Here is a 22,335-nt window from a genome sequence, read left to right as displayed (position 1 = left end):
TCACGGCTTCTTCGTCGTCGGGCGGATCACTGCCATACGGGTCACGGTGAGCTCTTCGATGGCGAACCTCGGGCCTTCCCGCCCGGCCCCGGAGTCCTTCACACCGCCGTACGGCATGACGTCGGAGCGGAAGCCGGGAACTTCGTTGACGACCACTCCGCCCACCTCCAGGCGGTCGAGAGCGGCGAACGCGGTGTCGAGGGCGCTGGTGTAGACGCTCGCGTGCAGTCCGTAGCGCGAGTCGTTGACCAGGTCGAAGGCGGTCTCGAGATCGGGGACCGAGCGGATCGCGACGACAGGGCCGAAGACCTCCTCGTCCCACAGGGGGAGGCCGCGGTCCACGTCGAGCAGCACGGCGGGCTCGATCACCCCGTCGGTGACCTTGCCCCCGGCCAGCAGCGTCGCGCCCGCGGCCACCGCCTCCTCCAGCCACGCGCACACCCGCTCGGTCGACCGCTCGTCGATGAGGGCCGAGACACGTGTCTGCGGATCGCGCGGGTCGCCTACGGTCACCTCGGCCACCCGCTCCGTCACGCGGGCCACGAACTCCTCGCGCACGGCGTCCACCACGACGACCCGCTGCACGCTGATGCAGGCCTGGCCCGACGCGTAGAAGCCGCCGCGCACCACCGCGTCGGCGGCGGCGTCGAGGTCGGCGTCGGCGGCCACCACCAGGGCGGCGTTGGAGCCGAGTTCGAGGAGCGCCTTGGTGGGGGCCGCGTCCTTCGCGATCCGGTGGCCCACGGCGGCGGAGCCGGTGAAGGAGACCGCTCCGATCCGGCGGTCGGTGGTCAGCGTGGCGCCGACCTCAGGGCCGCCGGTCACCAGCTGCACCGCGGCCTGCGGCGCGCCGCAGGCGTGCAGGGCCTCGCGCAGGAGGTGCACCAGCCACAGGGTGGCCAGCGGTGTCTGCGGCGCGGGCTTGACGATGATCGGGCAGCCCGCGGCGAGAGCGGGCGCGATCTTGTGCGTGGCGAGCAGCAGCGGGTAGTTGAAGCCCGCGATGCCCACCACGACGCCGATCGGCTTGCGGGTCCAGAACCCGAGCAGCCCCTCGCCCGACGGCAGCAGGTCGAGCGGCACCGTCTCCCCGTGCAGCCGGGCCACTTCCTCGGCCGCGGTCAGCAGGGTCAGCAAGGTGCGGTCCACCTCGACACGGCAGTCGACCAGCGGCTTGCCGGTCTCCCGGACCAGGAGCCGCTCGAAGTCGTCGCGGCGGGCGGTGACCGCTTCGTGCGTCGCGAGCAGCGCCGCCCGGCGCGTGTGCGAGGGGAGCCGGCCGACCTGGTGGCGGACCGCGACCGCCGCGTCGAGGGCCCGGCGGGCGAGGTCGGTGTCCCCGACCGGCGCCGAGGCGACAAGGGTTCCGTCGTAGGGGAAGCGAACGTCCTCGGCGGCGGTGGCCGCCACCCAGCTGTCGCCGACGGGAAGGCCCTCGGGGAACTCCTTCGCCAACGGGCCTTCGTCGCTGGTGGGTTTGACGTGCGTAGTCACGGTCGGTACTCCTGGTTGAGGTCGGCCGCCGTCACTCCGGACAGTGCCTTGCCCAGAGTCGGCACGGCGGCGATCAGCCTGCGTGTGTAGGGGTGTTGGGGATCCTCGTAGACCTTCTGCGTGGCCCCGGACTCCACGATCTGCCCGTCGTGCATGACCGCTACGCGGTCGCACACATGACGCACCACGGACAGATCGTGGGAGACGAAGACCAGCGTCAGGGACAGCTCGTCGACGAGGTCGGCGATGAGGTTGAGCACCTGGGCCCGTACGGACACGTCGAGGGCGCTCACGGGCTCGTCGGCCACGATGATCTTCGGGCGGGGGGCGAGGGCGCGCGCTATCGAGATGCGCTGGCGCTGGCCGCCGGAGAACTGGTGCGGATACCGGTCGGCCGCGTCCGCCCGCAGGCCGACCGCCTCGAGCAGCTCGGCCACTCGCTCCCGGCGGTTCCCGTGCCCCTGCGCGACGAGCGGCTCGGCCACGATGTCGCCCACGCGCATCCGTGGGTCGAGGGCGCTCATCGGGTCCTGGAAGACGAGTTGGAGCCGCTCGCGGACGAACCGGAGCTGTCTCTCCCGGAGCTTGGTGATGTCCCGGCCGTCGATCTCTACGCTGCCGCTGGTGGGACGGTCGAGCCCGGCCAGGATCCGTAGCAGGGTCGACTTGCCGCAGCCCGACTCGCCCACGATGCCGAAGCGTTGCCCCTGTGGGACGGTGAAGCTGACGCCGCGCAGGGCGTGCACCGGTGGGCTCGGGTGGCGCAGCGAGGTGCGGGGCCGCCGGTAGTCGCGAGTGACGTCGCGGACGCTGATGGCGTCCACGGGGCCGGACTCGGATGCGGGGGAGAGGGGCGCGTCGGTCAGTTGCTCAGCCAAGGCCGGCCTCCTGGTTCGTGGGTACGCCGGTCGTGTGCGCGTCGCTCTCGGACACCGGGTGGAAGCACGCGTAGCCGGAGTCCGGCCCGGTCGCGACCCAGTCCGGCCTGGTGGCGCACACGTCGGTGGCCTGGGCGCACCTGTTCCTGAACACGCATCCGGCGGGGAACTGTCCCGCCGACGGAACCGAGCCGCCGATCGTGGCCAGCCGACCGCGGTCGTCGACCACGGTCAGGTCCGACGCGCCGATCAGGCCCTGGGTGTACCGGTGCCGGGGGCGTGTGAACACCTCGCGGACCGGTCCCGACTCGACCACCCGCCCGCCGTACATGACCATGACGCGCTCGCAGACGGTGGCCACCACGGCCAGGTCGTGGGTGATGAAGAGCATGGCCGACCTGCGGTCCTGCACGCCGCGCACGATCAGGTCAAGGACCCGTGCCTGCACGGTGACGTCGAGTGCGGTGGTGGGTTCGTCGCAGACCAGGAGCGCGGGGTCGTTCGCGAGGGCGATGGCCAGCACCACGCGCTGGCGCTGGCCGCCGGAGAGCTGGTGCGGATAGGCGTGCGCGGCGGCCGCGGGGTCGGGCAGTCCCACCTGGACGAGGAGCTCCACGGCGGCTGCCTGGGCGGAGGCGCGGTCGGGCCTGGTCCGGTGGATCAGCAGCACCTCGGCGATCTGCCGGCCGACCCGCATCGTGGGGTTGAGCGCGGTCATGGGCTCCTGGAAGACCATGGCGATCTCCTTGCCCCGGATCCGGGACATCCGCGCCTCGTCGGCACCGACCAGGTCGTGGTCGACTCCGGCGAGCCGCACCGATCCCGTGGCCCGCAGCCCTTCGGGGAGCAGTCCCATGACGCTCAGCGAGGTCAGCGACTTGCCGGACCCCGACTCACCGATCAGGCCGACGCGTTCGCCGGCCCGGATGGTGAAGTCGACGCTGTCGATGAGCTTGCGGCCGCCCACCGTCACGTCGAGATCGCGTACGGCCAGGACGTCCCGGACATCGTCGGATTCGGGTGCCGCGGTCATCGGCGGTCCTCCAGCTTGGGGTCGAAACGGTCGCGAAGGCCGTCACCGAGCAGATTGAATCCGAGCACCGCCACCGCGATCGCGACGCCCGGGTACACGGCGAGTCGGGGAGCGGACGCCAGCAGCTCCTGGCTCTCCTGCAGCATCCGGCCCCAGGACGGTGTCGGGGGCGGGGTGCCGAAGCCCAGGAAGGACAGCGCCGCCTCGGCGAGCACGGCGATGGCGAAACCGACCGACGCCTGCACGATGACGAGACTGCTGACGTTGGGCAGGACGTGCCGCAGGCCGATCGCGAACGGTCCGCGGCCCGCCGCACGCGCGGCGGTGACGTACTCGGTCTGCATGACCTGCAGCGTGCCGCCGCGTATCAGCCGGGCGAACGTGGGGATGGACGCGATGCCGATGGCGATCATCGCGACCAGCGTGCCCGCGCCGTACACGGCGGCGAACATGATGGCCAACAGGAGCGCGGGGAAGGCGAGGAGCAGGTCGTTGCCGCGCATCAGCAGCTCGCCGAACCAGCGGGGCGCCATCCCGGCGACGATGCCGAGAGGAACGCCGATCACGGCGGCGACCCCCACGGCCACGAAGCCGACGAACAGCGTGGTGCGCGAGCCCACCAGGATCTGGCTGAACACGTCGCGGCCGAACTTGTCCGTGCCGAACCAGTACTCCGGCGACGGCTTCTGCAGCCGTACCGAGGCGTCCACCAGGGTCGGATCGTGCGGGGTCCACACGAAGGACAGCAGTGCCGTGCCGATCACCAGGGCGACGATGACACCGCCCACCAGGAGGCTGCCCGTGATCGGGCGGCGGCGCCGCCGACGGTCGGGCGCCGCGGTGGCGACGGCGGCTTCCGGGTCCAGAACACTCATGACGCACCCACCCTGAGTCGCGGGTCGATCAACAGATAGACCATGTCCACCAGGAAGTTCACGAGCAGCACCGCGATGGCGATGATCATGACCACGTCCTGCACCATGGTGAGATCCCGGCCGGCGACGCTGTCCAGGAGAAGGCTCCCGAGCCCGGGGATGACGAAGACCCGCTCGATGACGACGGAGCCCACCAGCAACGTGGCGAGCTGCAGTGCCAGGACGGTGACCACGGGCACCGATGCGTTGCGAAGACCGTGCCGCAGCAGGGCCTGGGTCGGGCGAAGTCCCTTGGCGCGAGCGGTGCGCAGATAGTCCTCGCGCAGGACGTCGAGCACGGCACTGCGGACGTAGCGGGTGAGCACGGCCGCCTGCACGATGCCGAGGGACAGCGCGGGCATGACCAGCTGTTTGAGGAAGAGGACCGGATCCTGCACCGGTGGTGTCCAGCCGTTCGCCGGCAGCCATCCGAGACCCACCGCGAACACGGTGATCATGAGGATGCCCGCGAGGAAGGCCGGGACGGCGACGCCGATCTGGGACACGGCGGAGAGCATGAGCCCGGACGGCTTGCGGTGCCGCACGGCCATGATCGTGCCCATGGGGATCGCCAGGATGCAGGCGATCACCATCCCGGTGCCGACGAGCCACAGGGTGACCAGGAGGCGGTCGGCGAGCTGCGGGCCGATCGGCATGTGGGAGATGTAGGAGTTGCCCGGGTCGAAGGTGACCAGGCCGTGGATCCAGCTGAAGTACTGGGCCACCAGCGGCCGGTCGAGCCCGAACTCCGTTCGCAGTTGCGCCACCGCCGAGTCCGACGCGCTGACGCCGAGGGCGACGCGGGCCGGATCCCCCGGCAGCACCGCCATGAACGCGAAGACCAGGACGGAGCAGACGACGAGGCTGGCCAGGAGGACCGCGATCCGCTGCACGAGACGGACGATCATGGGATGAGGCCGCCTTTCATGATGATGGGGCCGCCTTTCACGACCGGCCCAGGCCGGTGAGGTCCAGTGATTCGGAGATGGAGTTCTTGGGCAGGCCGGTGATGTCCGCGTCCGCCACCATCAGGTTCGGCAGCAGGAACAGCCAGTCGGCCGCGGCGTCCTTCGACAGCAGCCGGGCAGCCGCCCGCATGGACGTGACCTGCTGTTCCTGGGTTCCCTCGTCCGCCTTCTTCAACAGGGCACGGAACTCAGGGCTGTTGTAGCGGGTGTAGTACGTCTTGGATCCGAACACCGCCTGGATGTCACGGGGTTCGGCATGGGAGATGATGGACATGTCGTAGTCGGCGTTCTTGAACACCGTGGTCAGCCAGGTGGCAGGGAACTCCAGCTGATCGAGCCTCACCTTGAACCCGGCCTGTTCCAGCTGGCTCTTCACGACCGTGCCGCACGCGACGGCGTAGGGCAGTGTCGGAATCCGCAGCCGCAGCGTACGGCCGGCCTCACCGGACTCCTTGAGCAGCTTCCTGGCCTTGTCGCGGTCGTACGGATACAGGTCCGTGAGGTCCTGGTACCAGGGGTCGGTCGGCGGGACCATGCTGCCGATGAGCTTGCCGCGGCCTGCCCAGCAGGTGTCCAGCAGGGCTTTGTGGTCGATGGCGTGACGGACCGCCTGGCGGGCCTGGGGATTGCGCAGCGGGCCCGAGCCGTTGTTGAGGGAGAGGAGCACCTCGCCGTTGGTCGAACCCTCGATGACCTTGTACTTCGGGTTGTTCTCGAACCGGTACAGGGAGTCCGGGGACTGCATCGCGCCGATCACGTTGATGGTGCCGGTGAGCAGCGCGTTGTTCAGGGCCGTCGGATCCTTGAAGTACTTGAGGGCGACCGTCTTGAAGTGCGGCGCGCGGCCCCAGTAGTCGGCCCTGCGGGCCAGCGTGATCGAGTCGCCGCGGTTCCACCGCTTCACCACGTACGGTCCGGTCCCCACCGGTTCGGTGGCCAGCTTCTGCACGCCGGTCCGGCTGAACATCGCGCCGATGCGGGTGGTCATCCGGTACAGCCAGTCGTTGCTCGGCGTCTTGAGAGTGACCTTCAGTTCGTCGGGTGCCACCGCCCGTACCGTGTCGACGACACCCATCTGGGACTTCTGCGCCACCGTCCAGCCGGACGCGACGCGCTCGATGGAGAACTTGGCGTCCGCCGCCGTGAACCGGGCGCCATTGCTGAACCTGGCGTCCTTCACCAGATGGAACGTGTAGGTCTTACGGTCCTTGGACCGGCTCCACGACGTGGCCAGACCGGGCTCGATCCTCCCGGACTGGTCCAGCTTCACCAGGTTCTCGTAGACGTTGTAGAGCAGCGCCTGCGGGATGGCGGCACCCTCGGTCTTGGTGAAGTCGAGATTGGCGGGCTCGGCGGTGAGGCCGATGCTCAACGTGGTCTCGGGGTCGCCGATGCTGCCTCCGGCAGCCAGGGAGCCGGCCGAACAGGCAGTCAGCAGCAGGCAGGTGAGTGTGGCCGCGATCGTCCGGGCTCGCCGCGCCGGCGGTGTGTGGTGCCTCATCCGCGCTGTCCCTGGCCTTCCATCGCGCGCAGCACGGCGGCAGCCACGTCCGCTGTGGTGGCGGTGCCGCCGAGGTCGGCCGTGTGGTTCCGGGTATCGCGCAGGGCGTTCGCCACCGCGTCGCGGATACGGGCGGCCGCGCCGGCAGGCATCGCCGCGCCCTCTCGGAGGAACCGCTCGCCGCCCCAGTCGAGTTCGATCACGTCGAGCCGGTGGCCGTCGGCCTCCAGGGCGGCCCGGAGCGTGGGCACGGTCGCCGCGACGACCTCGGGGCCGATTCCGTCGCCCGGAATGACGGCGAGCCGAACCGTCCTGGTGTCTCGCGTCATGCACGCCACCCTTTCGCTCTAACTGGCCTGACCAGTAAGCTCACTTGCCAGGTACCGTGACGATTGAAACTGTCGTTGTCAAGGGTTCGCCTACCTCAGGCATCGCGAGCGAAGGAGAGTGCGGGTGCTCATGGAACAGAGCCTGGCCGCCATGTCGGCAGTCGAGATGGTGGCCGGATTCGCAGACCGCACGTTGTCGCCGGTCGAGGTCCACGACGCCGTCCAGTCGGTGATCGAGGCACGTGAGGGCGTGCTCAACGCGTTCTGGGTACGGGACCCGGACGAGTCCCGCAAGGCGGCCCAGGCCAGCGAGGCGCGATGGTCGGCGGGCGAACCGCTCGGGCCCATCGACGGTGTCCCCGTGACGCTCAAGGAGAACGTCGCACGCAAGGGCGTACCCATGTCCGCGGGCAACGCCGGGGCCGAACCGGTCGTCCCCGACGCGGACGCGCCCATCACCGCTCGGGTCCTCGAATCGGGCGGAGTGGTCCTCGGATCGACCGTCATGCCCGACTGGGGCATGCTCTCCTCGGGCGTCTCCAGTCGGCACGGCATCACCCGCAGCGCCTGGAACTCCGGCTGGACGACGGGCGGTTCGAGCTCCGGCGCGGGCGCCGCGGCCGCCGGGGGATACGGACCGCTGCACGTCGGCACCGACATCGGCGGATCGATCCGGCTGCCGGGCACCTGGCTGGGACTTGCCACGCTCAAACCCAGCTACGGGCGGATCCCGCTGGACGCCCCGTACCAGGGGCGCTGCGCCGGCCCCCTGACGCGCACCGTGGCGGACGCCGCCCTGCTCATGCGGGTCCTGAGCCAACCGGATCCCCGGGACTGGTCGAGCCTGCCGCCGCAGGACATCGACTGGTCGGCCCTGGACGTCGACGTCCGCGGACTGCGCGTGGGGGTGCACCTGGACGCAGGGTGCGGGGAGCCGGCCGACGCGGAGACCGTCGCCGCGGTGCGGCGTGCCGCCGAGGTCTTCGAGGCGGCGGGAGCCGTCGTGGAGCCGGTCGAGCCGTTCATGACCCAGGATCTCCTCGACGACCTGGACCTGTTCTGGCGCGTACGGTCCTGGAACGACTTCCGGGCGCTGACGCCCGAAGCCCGCCGGCGGGTCCTGCCCTACATCGTCCAGTGGTGCCAGGAAGGCGCGGACGTGCCGGGCACGAAGGTGCTCCAGTGCTACCAGCAGATCATGCGGATCCAGGAGCAGACCGTGGCGGCGACACTCCCGTACGATCTGGTGCTCTCGCCGACCGCTCCGGTGGCGGCGTTCCCCGCTGATCAGCCGATGCCGTTCATGGGGGAGGGGAAGACGATGCACCACATCGGATTCACCGCGCCGTACAACATGTCGGGGCAACCTGCCGCGACCGTCAACTGTGGCTTCACGACGGACCGTCGGCCCATCGGGGTGCAGATCTCGGGTCGCCGCTTCGACGATCTCGGAGTTCTGAGAGCGGCGGCGTGGTACGAACGGAACCGTCCTGCCGGGGCGGTTCCGCACTGGCCGGACAGCGTCCCCGGGACGCCCACGGGGGAGAGGACGACATGAACCAGGCTCGAGGGGAAACAGCCGTGAGCAACGGGGCACAGTTCCGGCAGGTGGCGCCGGTACGGCTCTACCAGCGCATCGTGGAGCAGATCGAGCAGGCCATCACGCGAGGTGACCTGAAGCCCGGTCAACGGCTGCCGAGCGAACGGGAGCTGGTGACACAGTTCGGGGCGAGCCGGCCCACCGTGCGCGAGGCCTTGCGTGTACTGGAGAGCAACGGGCTCGTCCGCTCGCGCCCGGGCGACCCGAACGGCCCGGAGATCCTGCCGTTCTCGCCGGCCGGCCTGACCAAGGAGATGACCCGGCTCGTCCAGTTCGACAACGTGTCGATGGCCGAGTTGATCTCGTTCCGCATGATGCTCGACGGGTCGGCGAGCCAGCTGGCGGCCCGGCTGCGGTCCGACGAGGAGCTGTCCGCCATGGAGCGGACGCTCGCCGTCATGTCGGACGCCATCGAGGAAGGCTACGAAGAGTTCAGCAAGGCCGATGTCGCCTTCCACGAGGCGGTGGCCGTGGCCAGCCGCAACTCCCTCATCGAGGTGTGCAACCAGGTCGTCAGGGGCGCCGTCCTCTCGCTCATCTCGGACAAGGTCGCCCACGCGAGCAACAGCAAGGCACTCATGCGGGAGTCGCTCCAACACCACCAGGAGGTGCTGGAGGCGATCCGCGTACAGGACGGCCTGGCGGCGGCACGCCTCTCACGGCGCTCGCTCCACGACTACTACGCCGGCTACGTCCCCGAGGACGAACAAGGGCTGCTGATCGCGCTCGTGGACGACGAAGACGCCTGAGTTCGCCTTCGTCCCGCCCGCCCCCCCGGAGAGCGTCTCCGGGGGCGCGGGCGTTTATTGTCTCTGGACATGAGATGCGCCGAGGCTGCGCTCAGGGCACGGGAGTTCCCCGATGCCACGAGGCGATGACGATCAGCGTCTTCGTCTGCAGCACGCCCACACCCTTGCGGCGCAGGCGATTCACCACCTTCTGCAGCTCGTCGACATTGTCGACGTGCAGTCGGACGAGTGCGTCCACGTCACCGGTGAGCGTCAGTACCTCGTCGACCTCCGGCAGGGTCGACGCGAACTCCACGATGTCGTGGATGTCGGTGTCGCCCGTGAATCGCAGCTCGGTGACCGCCTGAAGGCCCGGACCGAGCTTGGCCTGATCCGTGGTGATCGTGTAACCGGTGATGACTCCCGACTCCTCGAGGTGCCGTATGCGCCGGCGGACCGGCGCCGGCGACAGCTTCACCAGACGGGCGATGTCGCGGACGGTGCGCCGCCCGTCGGCTCGCAACAACTCCAGGATCTGCAGGTCGACCGAGTCGAGATGTACCGGCGCTGGCATTCCACAAGTGTACGTAGCAGTTACCTCATTGCCCACTTCCTACCTGGTTGGACTTCCCGAAAGGAGCGTGATCCGCATCGCTGTGCGCACTTGTGTTGTGGACGGATCGGGCGCTTGGAACCGTGTCCTTCATGCCAGCCGCCACAGAGACACCAACACGCCCTGTTCCTCCCGTCGTTGAGACACCACGTGCACACCAACTGGGCGCCGTGCTGCGTATCGACGTCGTCGCCATGCCCTTGGCGATCACCCGGGTCGCGTCGATCATGGCGCAGCGCCAGTTCGACGTGGTCACCATGGACGTCGCAGCACCCGTCGACGGGCTGCGCAGGATCACCGTCGAGGTCGACACGGCGGACGAGATCAGGCTGGACCGGCTCGTCAAGTTCCTGAACCGTTCGCCCGACGTCGTCAAGGTCGTACACCTCTCCGACGAAAGGTCGCACACTCGGCGGGAGGTGTTCGTCACGGCAACCGGCGGAGAAGGACAGAATCCTCGCCCTTCAGGGCAAGGAGCATGTCAATAGGAGGCATCCGTGACCACACACAATTCAGGCGACTGTGAAAGCCGCTTCAAGACAGCCACATCCGATGGCGTCGCGGGCTGGCAGGTACGCGTGTACTCGCTGTCGCGTTGCCTGCACACCCCGTCCCGAAGTCTCCTTCGAGGAGTAGGAAGCCTGTGCGGCGACCACCGCGCCGCTCGCCGAGGGAGGCTTCGACATCGAGCGGGCGACCGGCGGGCTTCCCACCGCGTTCACCGCGACTGTGGGCAGTGGTGAGCTGACCGTCTCGGGCTCTGCCTCGAGTACGACGCGCTGCCCGAGAAAGGCCATGCTCGCGGGCACAACCTCATCGCCGGCGCCTCGGTGGCCGCCGCGCTGGCGCTGGCCCCGCACGACGACGAACTGGGCATCACGCTGAAGGCCATCGGCACTCCGGCCGAGGAGCACGGCGGCGGCGAGTCGTTGCTGCTAAGCGCGGGGCACTGCCCCTGGCCGAGCGGTCCTACCGCTTCCTCACCCGCCGCCGCTCGGACAAAGCGGCCGCGAAGATGCCGGCCGCGTCAGAGGCTCCCGACCAGCTCGCCTCCGCCCGCGAGGACGAGGAGCGCGCCGCCGCTGCGACCGCGCCTTCCGGGAGGACGTCGCGGCGTCCTCGGGCGAGATCAAGCTCCCGCTCTGGCTCTCGCTCGGTGCACTGACGGTGCTCGGCCTCGGCACCGCCTTCGTCGCATCCAAGAAGGGAGCTGGGACATCGTCGGCGGATACGCGGTGCTGCTGGCCCTCGTGCTCCTCGGCCTGCTCCTGGCCAAGGTCAGCCGGAAGATCTCCGCCATCGTGTGGATCACCACGGTGGGCGCGTACGTCTCCAGCCCCTGGTTCTTCGCATCCGATGCCCTGAATCGCCTGGTCGGTTCGGTGGACTTCCTCTCCATCGCCACGATCATGCTGACCCTCGCGGGGCTCTCCCTGGGCAAGGACCTCCCGTTGCTGCGCCGCATCGGCTGGAAGATCGTCCCGGTCGGGCTCGTCGCGATCACTGCTTCGTTCCTGCTCTCGGGGGTCATCGCCGAGTTCACCCTCGGAGCCTGGGGCTGAGGCCCGAGCGCGGACCGAAACGAAGAACCAAATGAGGACCGGTGGGTCCCGCCCGTTCGGAGGGGCGGGACCCACCGGCTGTCCGGGCGCGGGTTGCGGCGGGACCGCGTTTCCTTCGAAGTTCTCAAGCCGTTCCTGTTCCCTCCCGGTGCCCTCCCAGTTCCTGCCCAGGGCGAACTGCAGGACCACTCCGCCCACGCCCGGCCGCGACATGCGGCCCTTGGCCAGGTCTGCAGTGCGGCAGGGTGAATCGTTGGCACTGTCTGAGTAGTGGTTGGCGGTATGAAGGCTGGGTACTCGGGGTGCACGTGAAGGGCGACGAGGCAGAGAGCCGCCCGGCGGCGTACGCAGATTCCGGTGAGGAAGGCCGTCCCTGAGATCAACCGCTCAACCCAGTCCTACTCATTGGCGGCCTGCGGTGATCGCGGCGGGCGCCTTCTCGACTGGGCCGGCGCGGCTGCGTATCCCCTCGGCCTCTGGGGCTACGAGGGGCAATGCCCGCGCGGCATCCAGCGGCCACCCGCTCCCCGGATGGGAAGGCGGATTCGAACGATGGCACGGATTCTCGTTGATGGCGACGACTTGGTCGTGCATCTCTCATGGCGGGAAAAGGCAGTCGCACGCCACGGCAATGTACGCGCGCCGCTGACCGCAGTGAGCCGGGTGACGGTCGAACCCGACTGGTGGCGAGCCTTGCGCGGAGTCCCACACAAAGGCGTATGGATTCCAGACACCTGGTGCATCGGCACGCGCAGCAACCAAGCCGGGATGGATTTCGTGGCCATACGGTCCGGCAGGCCTGTGGTGTGTGTCGAACTGCGGACATCTGCCTCTTCCCCCTTCAGCCTCCTCGGCGTCTCTGTTCCCACACACGCGGACGCCACGAACACGGCACAGGCCATCAGCGAAAAGGCACCGGAGATCGACACATCCACGCCCTGGCGGCAGCCGCTTCCGGTCCCCGAGGAGGACTCTGCCTGACCAGTGGACGGCCGGTTGCCGGAAAGAAGTTGCCGATGAGTTCGTCGACGCTCAACTCGTCGCAGTAGGCGCGAGTCTCGCAGTATCGGGTGCGGCCACGTGTTGCACATGGGGCCTTTGCGTTGGCCAGGCGTGCGCCGAGCAGGTCCTCATTTCTTGTGATTCGTCGAAAGCAGCCATCGCCAGCGCAGACGTTGTGTGACGAGGCTCGCGGTGGCCAGCAGCGAAACGAGGACTGCTGCCCAGACGGGCCAGATCAGTCACGCGGAAACTTCGGCTGCGCCGAACTGAAGCAGTACCAGCAGGATCGTGACCGAGCCCGGCACCGGGACGAGTACCTGCGCCTTGTCGCCCGGGGTGGCGAAGATGGCGCCCGCAAGAAGTCCGCCCCGGCCTTCGATGCCTTCGACCTGTCGGCGGGGGAGAACAACGAGTTCGGCGCGGGCGCCACCCAGTCCCGCCACTTCACGGAGTACAGCCTCAAGAACGACACAACAGGTGTCACCGGCACGCGGCTTGAGAGCGACATCCCCGAGAAGCTCGACCTGATGAACCCGATGTACCACCTCGAGAAGAAGAACCCGGGCCGCGCCAGGCACTGGTGGATCCGCCTCGGCACCAAGGACAGCGACACCTCGCTCACCGTCTCCGCCAACCTCACCGCGGCGCTGGACAACCTGGGCGACAAGGTCAACCACCGCTACTACTGGGACGAGGGCCACGGCGCGAACATCGACGCCGCCGACTTCATCAGGTGGATCGCCAAGGTGACGGGGCGCAGGGCGAAGTAGCCACTCGGCCGCGGGGCGGCCCGCCGGGGAGTTGCACGCTCGCGGCCATGGGCGGTGTCACGAGAAGGGGAGTCACGTCAGCGACGCGATGTCCCGGTCTCGGCAGCGGCGTGCGCGCTCGGCGGGCCGGTGTCGCGGCTTGCAGGCCCGCTGGCATCTGTGTCCGGCTCAGCGAGCGAACTTCTCGATGGCGGCCGGGGTGACCGGGGTGAAGAAGTTGACGAGGTTGCCGTCGGGGTCGCGGAAGAGCAGCGCGCGGTTGCCCCAGGGCATCGTGGTGGGCTCGTTGACGAAGTCGGTGCCAAGGCCGGTCAGGTTCTCGTGCACGCGGTCCACGTCGTCGACGAGGAACTCGATGATCACGCTGTGGTTGTCCGCAGGACGGGCGGAACCGGGAGCGAACAGTGGGACGGTGCGGGTGCCGGCGATCGCGAGGGTGGCGCTGGGGGTCTTGAGTTCGGCGAAGTCCTCGGTGGCCCAGGTCGCCGGTACCCCTGTGGCCTTCTCGTAGAACTCGACGAGGCGTGCGACGTCGCTGGTGATGATGCGGATCGAGACGAAGTCCATGGTGTTCTCCCAGGTTGGTGGAGCCGCTGTCCTACGCAGGCTAGGACGAATAGAGGACAGAATCGGCCCAGTATTCGCGCTAGGTTCTGAACCATGTCCCGACCTACCGTGCGTGTGCTGACTCTCCTGGAACTGCTGCAGTCGGGCGGCGTCCGGACGGTGGCCGAACTCGCCGACCGGCTCGGCGTCGACGGGCGGACCGTGCGGCGGTATGTGGACCAGCTGAACGACCTCGACGTGCCGGTGGAGGCGGTGCGGGGCCGCTACGGCGGATACCGGCTCGCCGCCGGATACCGCTTGCCTCCGCTCATGCTCAGCGACGACGAGGCTCTCGCCGTCCTGCTCGGCCTGGTCGCCGGCCGCCGAGGCGGGCTGACGACGGCGGACACGGCGAGCGAGACGGCAGCGGCCAAGATCCGCAGGGTGCTTCCCGAGCGCTTGGCCCGCAGGCTCGACACGGTCCTGGAATCCCTCGCGTTCACCGCTTCGCCCGGCCAGTTCGCAACCCCGGACGCCGAGGTCCTGCTCACCGTCGCCGATGCGGTACGCCACCGACGACCGCTCTCGATCAGATACACCGACCGCGACGGCCGACGCAGCGAACGCCCGCTCCACGCCTACGGGATCGTCGCCCATTCGGGCCGGTGGTACGTCACGGGCGCGGACCCCGAGATCGGGGAGGACCGGACGTTCCGGCTCGATCGCATCGCGGTCGCGAGGACCCTTCCCGGCTCGTTCGAGGTCCCCGACGGGCTTGATCCGGCGCAGCGCGTGTTGTCCGGGTTCGCCACGGCTGAGTACCGGTACGCGGTGGCCCTGCGGATCCACGGGACGCTCGATCAGATCCGCGCCCGCCTTCCGGCCGCCGTCGCGAGCGTGCAGGAGACTGTGCCCACGGCACGCGTGGATCCGGGTGCCGAGCGTTGGCTGCGAGTCGAGCTCCGGGTGGAAACCCTCGAGTGGTTGCCGCCGGTGCTCGCCTCGCTTGACCGGCCGTTCGTCATCGAGCGCCCCGATGAACTTCGCGACCTCGTCATCACTCTCGCCGACCGTCTCTCGTCCTACGCCCGTCAAGCCTGACAGCAGGTCCGAGAGGGCGGGTACCTGTCGGTCAACCGACTGCGGGACGGGTCCGTTCACGACTGGCGAGCCGCGCCTCGCCGCGACACGGTCGGACCTCATGTCTGTTGATCGGCATGGTAGTTGTGCAGATCCGTCTCGTGAACGAAGGGCGGCCGACCATCGCGCTCACCCCGCCTCGGGCTCCGGCCACCCTCCCGTGCCGGAGACCCGAGGGACGTACCAGAGGTGGTGGTCGGCAGGTCGAGTCAGGGATCTCATCACCGGCGAGACCGCGAGCGGGGTGGGGGATCCCGCGACAGCCTGGGCGGCGTCTCTCCTCGGCGAGTTGAGGTGTGCCCCGCCGCTACCTGACGGGCGGTGGCGCCGTGCTCTGCCTCACCACGAGTCGTGTGGGCACGAGTGTGGTGCCGCGCTCGGTCTCGCTCTGGCGGACCTGCCGCAACACCCCTTCCACGCAGAGACGTCCCACCTCGGCGAAGTCCTGGTGGACGGTGGTCAGGGGCGGCAGGAACGAGCCGGACTCCGGGATGTCGTCGAAGCCGATGACGGACACGTCGTCCGGCACCTTGCGGCCGCGCTCCTGAAGTGCCCTCAGCAGGCCGAGGGCCATTTGATCGTTGGCGACGAACACGGCTGTGCAGTCGTCCTGTTCGGCGAGTCGGAGGCCGGCGCGGTAGCCGGAATCCGCCGACCAGTCGCCGCGTACGAGCGGCGGCGTCTCGCGTCTCGCGTCGGTCAGTGCCGCGCGCCAGGCGTCGGTCCTGCGCTGTGCGGCGTACGACTCCGCGGGTCCCGCGAGGTGCCACACCGTGCGGTGGCCGAGGCCGAGCAGGTGTTCCACGGCGTCGCGTGAGCCGCCCGCCTGGTCGGTGTCGACGACGGTGTAGCGGTCGCCGGCGTCCGAGTCCGCCACTACGACGTTGACGTGCGGCGGCAGGGGCAGGCGGGCCGCGTCGAGGAGGTGGACCTCCATGATGACGATGACGGCGTCGACGGCGAGTTCCCCGAGCCGGGAGAAGGCGCCGCGGACCTCGTCCTGCGTGGGCACGGCGACGGGGAGCAGGGTGACGGCGTACCCCTCTTGCGCCGCCGAGGTGGCGATGGCTTCCAGGGTGCGGATGTTGCCCGTCGTGGAGAGCGTGAACGTGATGACGCCGATGGTGCGGAACTCGCCGCGTTTGAGGGCGCGTGCGGCGCTGTTGGGGCGGTAGCCGAGCTCCTTCATGGCGGCGAGCACCTGCTCCCGGGTCTCCTCGTTCACGCCGGGAAAGCCGTTCGAGACGCGGGACACGGTCTGCGACGAGACTCCGGCGACGCGGGCGACGTCCGCCATGGACACGCTCTGCTTCCTGCGGGAAGACCTGCGGGCAGACCGGTCCGTCGTCCTTGCCCCGGATTCCGCCACGCCCTGCGGCGAGGTGCTGTCCTCTGGTGTCACCGTTGCCCTCTCCCACCGCGTCGTACGGGCCGGCTCTTGACCGTCGCCATGGGGGCAGTGTAGACATTCCGCCACCCGATGTTTACGCAAACATAACACTCCGCGGTCTCGTGCCGTGCGTCATGTTTACGCAAACATCTCGACCCTGCGCGGCGCACGGCGCCGGTTTCGCGATGGACGAGCGAGGAACAACATGACGACGCTTCACCCGTCGGCGGCCGCTCGGCGGCGCCCGGCACAGCCGTCGGCGAGACGGCAACGCCGGTCCTGGACCGGCTGGGGCTTCATCGGCCCGTTCGCGGTGGTGTTCGCCCTGGTGTTCCTGGCCCCCCTCGCCTACTCCGTCTACCTGAGTCTCTTCCGGACCCAGCTCATCGGCGGGACCCACTTCGTGGGCCTCGACAACTACCAACAGGCGTTGCAGGACAGTCAGTTCTGGGGCGGCGTGGCACGCGTCGGCCTGTTCCTGCTCGTCCAGGTGCCGGTCATGCTGGGCATCGCCCTGCTCGTCGCGCTCGCCCTGGACAGCGGACGCCTGTACGGCAAGGACTTCTTCCGGATATCCGTCTTCCTGCCGTACGCCGTGCCGGCCGTCGTCGCCTCCCTGATGTGGGGGTTCATGTACGGCACCCGCTTCGGCCTCGTCGGCGACATCAACGACGCGTTCGGCATCTCGCTGCCCGACCCGCTCTCGTCCGGTCTGATCCTCGCGTCGATCGGCAACATCGTCACCTGGGAGTTCGTCGGTTACAACATGCTGATCTTCTACTCCGCGCTGCGCGTCGTCCCGCACTCCCTCTACGAGGCGGCCGAGATCGACGGCGCGGGCCAGTGGCGCGTCATATCGGCGATCAAGCTGCCGGCGATACGCGGCGCCCTCGTCATCGCCACGATCTTCTCGATCATCGGCAGCTTCCAGCTGTTCAACGAGCCCGCGATTCTCCAGAAGCTCGCGCCCAACGACATCACCACCGACTACACCCCGAACTACTACACGTACTCGCTGTCCTTCTCCGGCCAACAGCACAACTACTCCGCGACCGTCGCCATCGTCATGGGCGTGATCACGATGGTCGTCGCCTACGTCGTCCAGCTGCGCGGCATGCGCAAGGGAGCGTGACCCCGATGACGGAGCTGACAGAGCTGACTGCGGCGACCACCACCGCGTCCGGGCCCGCGCCGCTGAAGACGAGTGCCCCGCGCCTGCGCACCACCCGCCGCCTCCCCACACCAGGGCGCCCCAAGCGCAGTGTCCTGCTGACGGTGCTCACCGCCGTCGTCCTGATCTACAGCCTCCTCCCACTGGTGTGGCTGCTCATCAGCGCCACCAAGACCCAGAACGGCCTCGCCCGGTCCTTCGGCCTCTGGTTCGACGGGGACTTCGCCCTGTGGGACAACATCAGCCAGACGCTGACGTACCACGACGGCGTCTTCCTCCGCTGGCTCCTCAACACTCTGCTCTACGTGCTGGCGGGCGCGGGGGGTGCCACCCTTCTGGCGGTCCTCGGCGGTTACGCGCTGGCCAAGTTCGACTTCCCCGGAAAGCGTGCCGTGTTCGCGGTCGTCATCGGTGCCGTGGCCGTACCGGGCACCGCCCTCGCCGTCCCGACCTTCCTGATGTTCAGCAAGATGGGCCTGACCGACACCCCGTGGGCGGTCATCATCCCCTCGCTCATCTCGCCGTTCGGTCTCTACTTGATGTGGGTGTTCGCCGGCGAGGCGATCCCCACCGAACTCATGGAGGCCGCCCGCATCGACGGCGCGGGCGAGCTGCGGACCTTCTTCCAGGTCGCGCTGCCGCTCCTCGCACCCGGCACGGTCACCGTCCTCCTCTTCACCACGGTCGCCACCTGGAACAACTACTTCCTCCCGCTGATCATGCTGAAGGACCCCGACTGGTACCCGCTCACCCTCGGCCTCGACAGCTGGAACAAGCAGGCGTCCACGGCGGGCGGCGACGCCGTCTTCAACCTGGTCGTCACCGGGTCGCTGCTCACCATCGTGCCGCTGGTCGCGGCCTTCCTGCTGCTCCAGAAGTACTGGCAGTCCGGTCTCGCCGCCGGAAGCGTCAAGGAGTAGCCGCCGCTGTAGGGCAGTTCCCGCATCACCTCTGAGAAATCCCTCCGTAGGACCACGTAGAAGTGGACACATCGCCATGCCCAAGCACACCCGCCGCCTGCTGCGCGGCACCGGAATTCTCTGCGCCCTCGTCCTCGGGGCGACCGCCTGCGGCGGTTCCGACGATGACAGCTCCAGTGGGAAGCAGGTCTCCTCGGCCGACCTCCGGGCGGCTCTGAAAAAGGGCGGCACCGTCACGGTGTGGGCATGGGAGCCCACCCTCAAGCAGGTCGCCGCCGACTTCGAGAAGAAGTATCCGAAGGTCGACATCAAACTGGTCAACGCCGGCACCAACAACGACCAGTACAAGGCCCTGCAGAACGCCATCTCCGCGAAGAAGGGCGTCCCGGACGTCGCGCAGCTCGAGTACTACGCGCTCAGCCAGTACGCCCTGACCAAGTCCGTCACCGACCTGAAGCCCTACGGCGCCGGTAAGCTCGCCGGCTCCTACTCGCCCGGGCCCTGGAACTCCGTGAAGTCCGGGAACGGGATCTACGGCCTGCCGATGGACTCGGGCCCGATGGCGCTCTTCTACAACAAGAGGGTCTTCGACAAGTACAAGATCGCTGTGCCGACGACGTGGGACGAGTACGTGGAGGCCGCCCGCAAGCTCCACAAGGCCGACCCGAAGGCGTACATCACCAGCGACCTGGGCGACGCCGGCCTGACCACGAGCCTTCTGTGGCAGGCGGGTTCGCACCCGTACAAGGTCGACGGCACCAAGGTCGGCATCGACTTCACCGACGCCGGGGCGAAGAAGTACACCGAGACATGGCAGAAGCTCATAGACGAGAAGCTCGTCGCGCCCGTCGTCGGCTGGAGCGACGACTGGTACAAGGGCCTCGGCGACGGCACCATCGCCACCCTGCCCACCGGCGCATGGATGCCTGCCAACTTCGCGTCAGGTGTGAAGAGTGCCGCCGGTGACTGGCGCGCCGCCCCGATGCCCCAGTGGACGAAGGGCGCGAACAGCAGCGCCGAGAACGGCGGCAGCTCGCTCGCCCTGCCTCAGCTCGGCAAGAACAAGGAACTCGCCTACGCCTTCGTCGAGTACGCGAACTCCGGCGCGGGCGTGCAGACCCGCATCAAGAACGGCGCGTTCCCCGCCACGACCGAGGACCTGAACTCTCCGGCGTTCCAGAACACCGAGTTCCCGTACTTCGGCGGCCAGAAGGCCAACCAGATCTTCGCCGAGTCCGCCAAGAACGTCCCCGCCGACTGGAAGTACCTGCCCTACCAGGTGTACGCCAACTCGATCTTCAACGACACCGTCGGCAAGGCGTACATCTCCGGAACGAAGCTGTCGCAGGGCCTCACCGCGTGGCAGGACGCCTCCGTCAAGTACGGCACGGAGCAGGGCTTCACCGTCCAGAAGTAGCACCCGTCCCGCTCGCCGCACCCGCTCCACGGAAGGACCCGCATGACCGCCCCTCGTCCGTCCCGCTTCCCGTACGCACCGGGCAGCGACGGCATCCCACACCTCGTGTACGGCGCCGACTACAACCCCGAGCAGTGGCCGCGCGAGGTGTGGGAGGAGGACGTCCGGCTGATGCGCGAGGCCGGCGTGAACACCGTCTCCCTGGCGATCTTCTCCTGGGCGCACCTCCAACCTGCCGAGGACACCTGGGACTTCGCATGGCTCGACGAGCTCATGGACCTCCTGCACGCGGGCGGCATCGGCGTCGACCTGGCCACCGCCACCGCGTCCCCGCCGCCCTGGCTCACCACCGCACACCCGGAGATCCTGCCGGTGACCGCGTCCGGTGAGACGGTGTGGCCGGGGGCGCGTCAGCACTGGCGACCCACCTCGCCCGTCTTCCGCGCCCATGCACTGCGCCTCGTACGCGAAATGGCGACACGCTACGCGACCCACCCCGCGCTGGTGGCATGGCATGTCAACAACGAGCTGGGCTGCCACAACATCTACGACTACTCCGATGACGCGGCCCGCGCCTTCCGCACGTGGCTCCGCCGGCGCTACACCACCCTCGACGCCCTCAACCACGCCTGGGGCACGGCCTTCTGGTCGCAGCGCTACAGCGCCTGGGAGCAGATCCTGCCGCCACGCCTGGCGGCGTCGCACCCCAACCCCACCCAGCAGCTGGACTTCAAGCGGTTCTCGTCCGACGCGCTCAAGGACCACTTGTGCGCGGAGCGGGACGTGCTGCGCGAGATCACCCCGGACACCCCGGTCACCAGCAATTTCATGGTGATGGGCGGCACCAAGGGCATGAACTACGGCGACTGGGCGGCCGAGGTCGACTTCGTCTCCAACGACCACTACACACAACCTGGTTCTCAGGACCGTGACGAGCTGTCGTTCTCCGCGAACCTCACCAGTGGTGTCGCCGGGCACCGGCCGTGGTTCCTCATGGAGCACTCCACCAGTGCCGTCAACTGGCAGCCGGTCAACCTCGCCAAGAAGCCGGGGGAGTTGGCGCGCGACTCACTGCTGCACGTCGCGCACGGCGCCGACGCCGTGTGCTTCTTCCAGTGGCGCCAGTCGGCCGCCGGGGCCGAGAAGTACCACTCGGCGATGGTCCCGCACGCCGGTCCCGACAGTGAGGTGTTCCGCGCGGTTACCGAACTTGGGCGGACGTTGGCATCGCTGGCCCCCCTCGCGGGCGCCGCGCGCGAGCCGGCCCGGGTCGGCATCCTCTTCGACTGGGACTCGTGGTGGGCGAGCGAACAGGACTCGCACCCCACCTCCCGTCTCGACTACCGCCAGGAGGGCCTCGACTGGTACTCCGCCATGCTCGCCCTCGGTATCCGGGCCGACGTCGTCACGCCGGAGGCCGACCTCGGCACGTACGACCTGCTGATCGCGCCTGTCCTGCATGTGGTTCCGGCGCCCCTCGCCAAGGAGCTCACGCGCTACGTCGAGACCGGCGGCCACCTCGTCACCACGTATTTCTCCGGTGTCGTCGACGAGAACGACCACGTCTGGCTGGGCGGCTACCCGGGCGCCCTCCGCGAACTGCTGGGCATACGCATCGAGGAGTTCGGCCCTCTGCTGGACGGCGACACCGTCGACCTCGACAACTCGACCACCGGCAGCCTGTGGACCGACCGGATCACCGTCGGCGGCCCCGACGTGGAGGTCCTCGCCAGTTACCGCACCGGCACCTACGCGCACCGCCCCGCCGTCACCCGACGGACGGTGTGCCAGGGCTCGGCGACGTACGTCTCCACCCGCCTCGGGACCGACGGCCTCACCACACTGCTGCCCGAACTCCTCGCCACAGCAGGCGTGGAGAGCGAACTTCCCGAACCTGCCAGAGGACGTGTCGAGCTGGCCGTCCGGCGCGACGCCGGGAGCCGCTACCTGTTCCTCGTCAACCGGACGGACGAACCCGTGCCGCTGCCCGGCCTCAGAGGGGACCTCCTGGCGGGCGAAGCCGAGCGGGACGCCGGGGGAGAACTGCTGCTCCCCCCGCGAGACGTCACGGTGCTGCGCACACCCACGACCGTCTGACCCACGCTTCCGCTCCTCCGCGCCTGGGGCGGCTGTCTGGTCGGCGACATCCGGTCGCCGACCAGAGCGGCCGTGAGTCAGGAACAGGGTGAAGGGCCGAACGAAGGCAACTAGGCAGTGGGAGGCGACCAGTTCACGCTCACACGGCGGGCCCGGATCGCCACTCACGGACCGCCCGGCTCCCGGCCGGTCCCCGACGCGCTCACGTTCGCGGACGACGTGGCCGCGCGGGGCATCCGGCGTAGCGGGCCTCGTTGTGCCG

General features: G+C 68.9%; 20 protein-coding genes and 1 pseudogene. 11 read left to right on the top strand and 10 right to left on the bottom strand.

The features are described from left to right. Genes LGI35_RS03380 through LGI35_RS03350 form a run of 7 tightly spaced genes read right to left on the bottom strand, consistent with a single transcriptional unit; the run spans position 1 to position 7,117 of the window. The gene (locus LGI35_RS03380; RefSeq protein ID WP_227292202.1) at positions 1-1,494 is read right to left on the bottom strand and encodes an aldehyde dehydrogenase family protein; all 1,494 of its coding nucleotides are present in this window, start codon (positions 1,492-1,494) and stop codon (positions 1-3) included. Beyond that, entirely contained in the window at positions 1,491-2,372 is an 882-nt protein-coding gene (locus LGI35_RS03375) for an ATP-binding cassette domain-containing protein (protein ID WP_227292200.1), read from the bottom strand. Before LGI35_RS03375 ends, LGI35_RS03380 begins: the two co-directional genes overlap by 4 nt. Continuing rightward, a complete protein-coding gene (locus tag LGI35_RS03370; protein WP_227292193.1) occupies positions 2,365-3,405 on the bottom strand; it encodes an ABC transporter ATP-binding protein in 1,041 nt (346 codons plus the stop codon). The genes LGI35_RS03375 and LGI35_RS03370 overlap by 8 nt, the downstream gene beginning before the upstream one ends. Continuing rightward, complete coding sequence (locus LGI35_RS03365) at positions 3,402-4,280, bottom strand: ABC transporter permease (protein ID WP_227292191.1); 879 nt, start codon at positions 4,278-4,280, stop codon at positions 3,402-3,404. Before LGI35_RS03365 ends, LGI35_RS03370 begins: the two co-directional genes overlap by 4 nt. Continuing rightward, positions 4,277-5,227, bottom strand: a complete 951-nt coding sequence (locus tag LGI35_RS03360) for an ABC transporter permease (protein WP_227292189.1) — start codon at positions 5,225-5,227, stop codon at positions 4,277-4,279. Before LGI35_RS03360 ends, LGI35_RS03365 begins: the two co-directional genes overlap by 4 nt. 37 nt (positions 5,228-5,264) lie before the next feature. Then, on the bottom strand, positions 5,265-6,788 hold the full coding sequence (locus LGI35_RS03355) for an ABC transporter substrate-binding protein (RefSeq protein ID WP_227292188.1): 1,524 nt from the start codon (positions 6,786-6,788) through the stop codon (positions 5,265-5,267). After that, positions 6,785-7,117, bottom strand: coding sequence for an isocitrate/isopropylmalate family dehydrogenase (locus tag LGI35_RS03350; RefSeq protein ID WP_227292187.1), 333 nt, complete (start codon positions 7,115-7,117; stop codon positions 6,785-6,787). Before LGI35_RS03350 ends, LGI35_RS03355 begins: the two co-directional genes overlap by 4 nt. Before the next feature lie 130 nt (positions 7,118-7,247). Here LGI35_RS03350 and LGI35_RS03345 point away from each other — a divergent pair, with 130 nt between their 5' ends. Together LGI35_RS03345 and LGI35_RS03340 are read left to right on the top strand one after the other, a co-directional pair. Beyond that, on the top strand, positions 7,248-8,675 hold the full coding sequence (locus LGI35_RS03345; protein ID WP_227292186.1) for an amidase: 1,428 nt from the start codon (positions 7,248-7,250) through the stop codon (positions 8,673-8,675). A gap of 23 nt (positions 8,676-8,698) precedes the next feature. After that, a complete protein-coding gene (locus tag LGI35_RS03340) occupies positions 8,699-9,466 on the top strand; it encodes a FadR/GntR family transcriptional regulator (RefSeq protein ID WP_227292182.1) in 768 nt (255 codons plus the stop codon). Positions 9,467-9,557: 91 nt separating this feature from the next. Here LGI35_RS03340 and LGI35_RS03335 read toward each other — a convergent pair whose 3' ends face one another. Beyond that, positions 9,558-10,019 carry an Lrp/AsnC family transcriptional regulator gene (locus tag LGI35_RS03335; protein WP_227292180.1) on the bottom strand — a complete coding sequence of 154 codons (462 nt, stop codon included), beginning with the start codon at positions 10,017-10,019 and terminating at the stop codon, positions 9,558-9,560. A gap of 209 nt (positions 10,020-10,228) precedes the next feature. On the opposite strand from LGI35_RS03335, the gene LGI35_RS03330 reads away from it, so the two are divergent. From LGI35_RS03330 to LGI35_RS03315, 4 genes and pseudogenes are all read left to right on the top strand, one after another. Continuing rightward, the gene (locus LGI35_RS03330) at positions 10,229-10,546 is read left to right on the top strand and encodes an acetolactate synthase small subunit (RefSeq protein WP_227292179.1); all 318 of its coding nucleotides are present in this window, start codon (positions 10,229-10,231) and stop codon (positions 10,544-10,546) included. Positions 10,547-11,293: 747 nt separating this feature from the next. Beyond that, positions 11,294-11,620 (top strand): hypothetical protein, encoded by a 327-nt coding sequence (locus LGI35_RS03325; protein WP_227292178.1) that lies wholly within the window; start codon positions 11,294-11,296, stop codon positions 11,618-11,620. 552 nt (positions 11,621-12,172) lie between these two features. Next, a complete protein-coding gene (locus tag LGI35_RS03320; protein ID WP_227292177.1) occupies positions 12,173-12,601 on the top strand; it encodes a hypothetical protein in 429 nt (142 codons plus the stop codon). Positions 12,602-12,969: 368 nt separating this feature from the next. Next, positions 12,970-13,392, top strand: a pseudogene (locus tag LGI35_RS03315) (subtype B tannase); the annotation flags it as partial. Positions 13,393-13,560: 168 nt separating this feature from the next. Here the strand turns inward: LGI35_RS03315 and LGI35_RS03310 are convergent. Beyond that, positions 13,561-13,959: a VOC family protein gene (locus LGI35_RS03310; protein WP_227292175.1), complete on the bottom strand. Its 399-nt coding sequence runs from the start codon at positions 13,957-13,959 to the stop codon at positions 13,561-13,563. Positions 13,960-14,052: 93 nt separating this feature from the next. Here LGI35_RS03310 and LGI35_RS03305 point away from each other — a divergent pair, with 93 nt between their 5' ends. After that, positions 14,053-15,039 carry a helix-turn-helix transcriptional regulator gene (locus LGI35_RS03305; RefSeq protein WP_227292173.1) on the top strand — a complete coding sequence of 329 codons (987 nt, stop codon included), beginning with the start codon at positions 14,053-14,055 and terminating at the stop codon, positions 15,037-15,039. Positions 15,040-15,385: 346 nt separating this feature from the next. On the opposite strand, the gene LGI35_RS03300 is transcribed toward LGI35_RS03305, so the two are convergent. Then, the gene (locus tag LGI35_RS03300) at positions 15,386-16,375 is read right to left on the bottom strand and encodes a LacI family DNA-binding transcriptional regulator (protein WP_227300185.1); all 990 of its coding nucleotides are present in this window, start codon (positions 16,373-16,375) and stop codon (positions 15,386-15,388) included. 298 nt (positions 16,376-16,673) lie between these two features. Between LGI35_RS03300 and LGI35_RS03295 the strand changes: the two genes are divergently transcribed. The 4 genes from LGI35_RS03295 to LGI35_RS03280 all read left to right on the top strand — a co-directional run bounded on the left by LGI35_RS03295 (position 16,674) and on the right by LGI35_RS03280 (position 22,073). Further along, entirely contained in the window at positions 16,674-17,600 is a 927-nt protein-coding gene (locus tag LGI35_RS03295; RefSeq protein WP_227292171.1) for a carbohydrate ABC transporter permease, read from the top strand. 5 nt (positions 17,601-17,605) lie between these two features. Continuing rightward, positions 17,606-18,559, top strand: coding sequence for a carbohydrate ABC transporter permease (locus LGI35_RS03290; RefSeq protein ID WP_227292168.1), 954 nt, complete (start codon positions 17,606-17,608; stop codon positions 18,557-18,559). Between the two features lie 76 nt (positions 18,560-18,635). Beyond that, positions 18,636-19,976 carry an ABC transporter substrate-binding protein gene (locus LGI35_RS03285; protein WP_227292166.1) on the top strand — a complete coding sequence of 447 codons (1,341 nt, stop codon included), beginning with the start codon at positions 18,636-18,638 and terminating at the stop codon, positions 19,974-19,976. Positions 19,977-20,018: 42 nt separating this feature from the next. Further along, complete coding sequence (locus LGI35_RS03280) at positions 20,019-22,073, top strand: beta-galactosidase (protein ID WP_227292156.1); 2,055 nt, start codon at positions 20,019-20,021, stop codon at positions 22,071-22,073. The last annotated feature ends 262 nt before the right edge of the window (positions 22,074-22,335 follow it).

The organism is Streptomyces longhuiensis (assembly GCF_020616555.1).
Taxonomy (GTDB): Bacteria; Actinomycetota; Actinomycetes; order Streptomycetales; family Streptomycetaceae; genus Streptomyces; species Streptomyces longhuiensis.
The sequence above is the reverse complement of the archived record's forward strand: the minus strand, read 5'-3'. Positions and strand labels throughout refer to the sequence as shown.

Bases quoted from the DNA above. Each gene is read 5' to 3' on its own strand.
- LGI35_RS03370 (WP_227292193.1), bottom strand. From the start codon at position 3,405: ATGACCGCGGCACCCGAATCCGACGATGTCCGGGACGTCCTGGCCGTA.
- LGI35_RS03365 (WP_227292191.1), bottom strand. From the start codon at position 4,280: ATGAGTGTTCTGGACCCGGAAGCCGCCGTCGCCACCGCGGCGCCCGAC.
- LGI35_RS03360 (WP_227292189.1), bottom strand. From the start codon at position 5,227: ATGATCGTCCGTCTCGTGCAGCGGATCGCGGTCCTCCTGGCCAGCCTC.
- LGI35_RS03355 (WP_227292188.1), bottom strand. From the start codon at position 6,788: ATGAGGCACCACACACCGCCGGCGCGGCGAGCCCGGACGATCGCGGCC.
- LGI35_RS03350 (WP_227292187.1), bottom strand. From the start codon at position 7,117: ATGACGCGAGACACCAGGACGGTTCGGCTCGCCGTCATTCCGGGCGAC.
- LGI35_RS03345 (WP_227292186.1), top strand. From the start codon at position 7,248: ATGGAACAGAGCCTGGCCGCCATGTCGGCAGTCGAGATGGTGGCCGGA.
- LGI35_RS03335 (WP_227292180.1), bottom strand. From the start codon at position 10,019: ATGCCAGCGCCGGTACATCTCGACTCGGTCGACCTGCAGATCCTGGAG.
- LGI35_RS03320 (WP_227292177.1), top strand. From the start codon at position 12,173: ATGGCACGGATTCTCGTTGATGGCGACGACTTGGTCGTGCATCTCTCA.
- LGI35_RS03310 (WP_227292175.1), bottom strand. From the start codon at position 13,959: ATGGACTTCGTCTCGATCCGCATCATCACCAGCGACGTCGCACGCCTC.
- LGI35_RS03305 (WP_227292173.1), top strand. From the start codon at position 14,053: ATGTCCCGACCTACCGTGCGTGTGCTGACTCTCCTGGAACTGCTGCAG.
- LGI35_RS03300 (WP_227300185.1), bottom strand. From the start codon at position 16,375: ATGGCGGACGTCGCCCGCGTCGCCGGAGTCTCGTCGCAGACCGTGTCC.
- LGI35_RS03295 (WP_227292171.1), top strand. From the start codon at position 16,674: ATGACGACGCTTCACCCGTCGGCGGCCGCTCGGCGGCGCCCGGCACAG.
- LGI35_RS03290 (WP_227292168.1), top strand. From the start codon at position 17,606: ATGACGGAGCTGACAGAGCTGACTGCGGCGACCACCACCGCGTCCGGG.
- LGI35_RS03285 (WP_227292166.1), top strand. From the start codon at position 18,636: ATGCCCAAGCACACCCGCCGCCTGCTGCGCGGCACCGGAATTCTCTGC.
- LGI35_RS03280 (WP_227292156.1), top strand. From the start codon at position 20,019: ATGACCGCCCCTCGTCCGTCCCGCTTCCCGTACGCACCGGGCAGCGAC.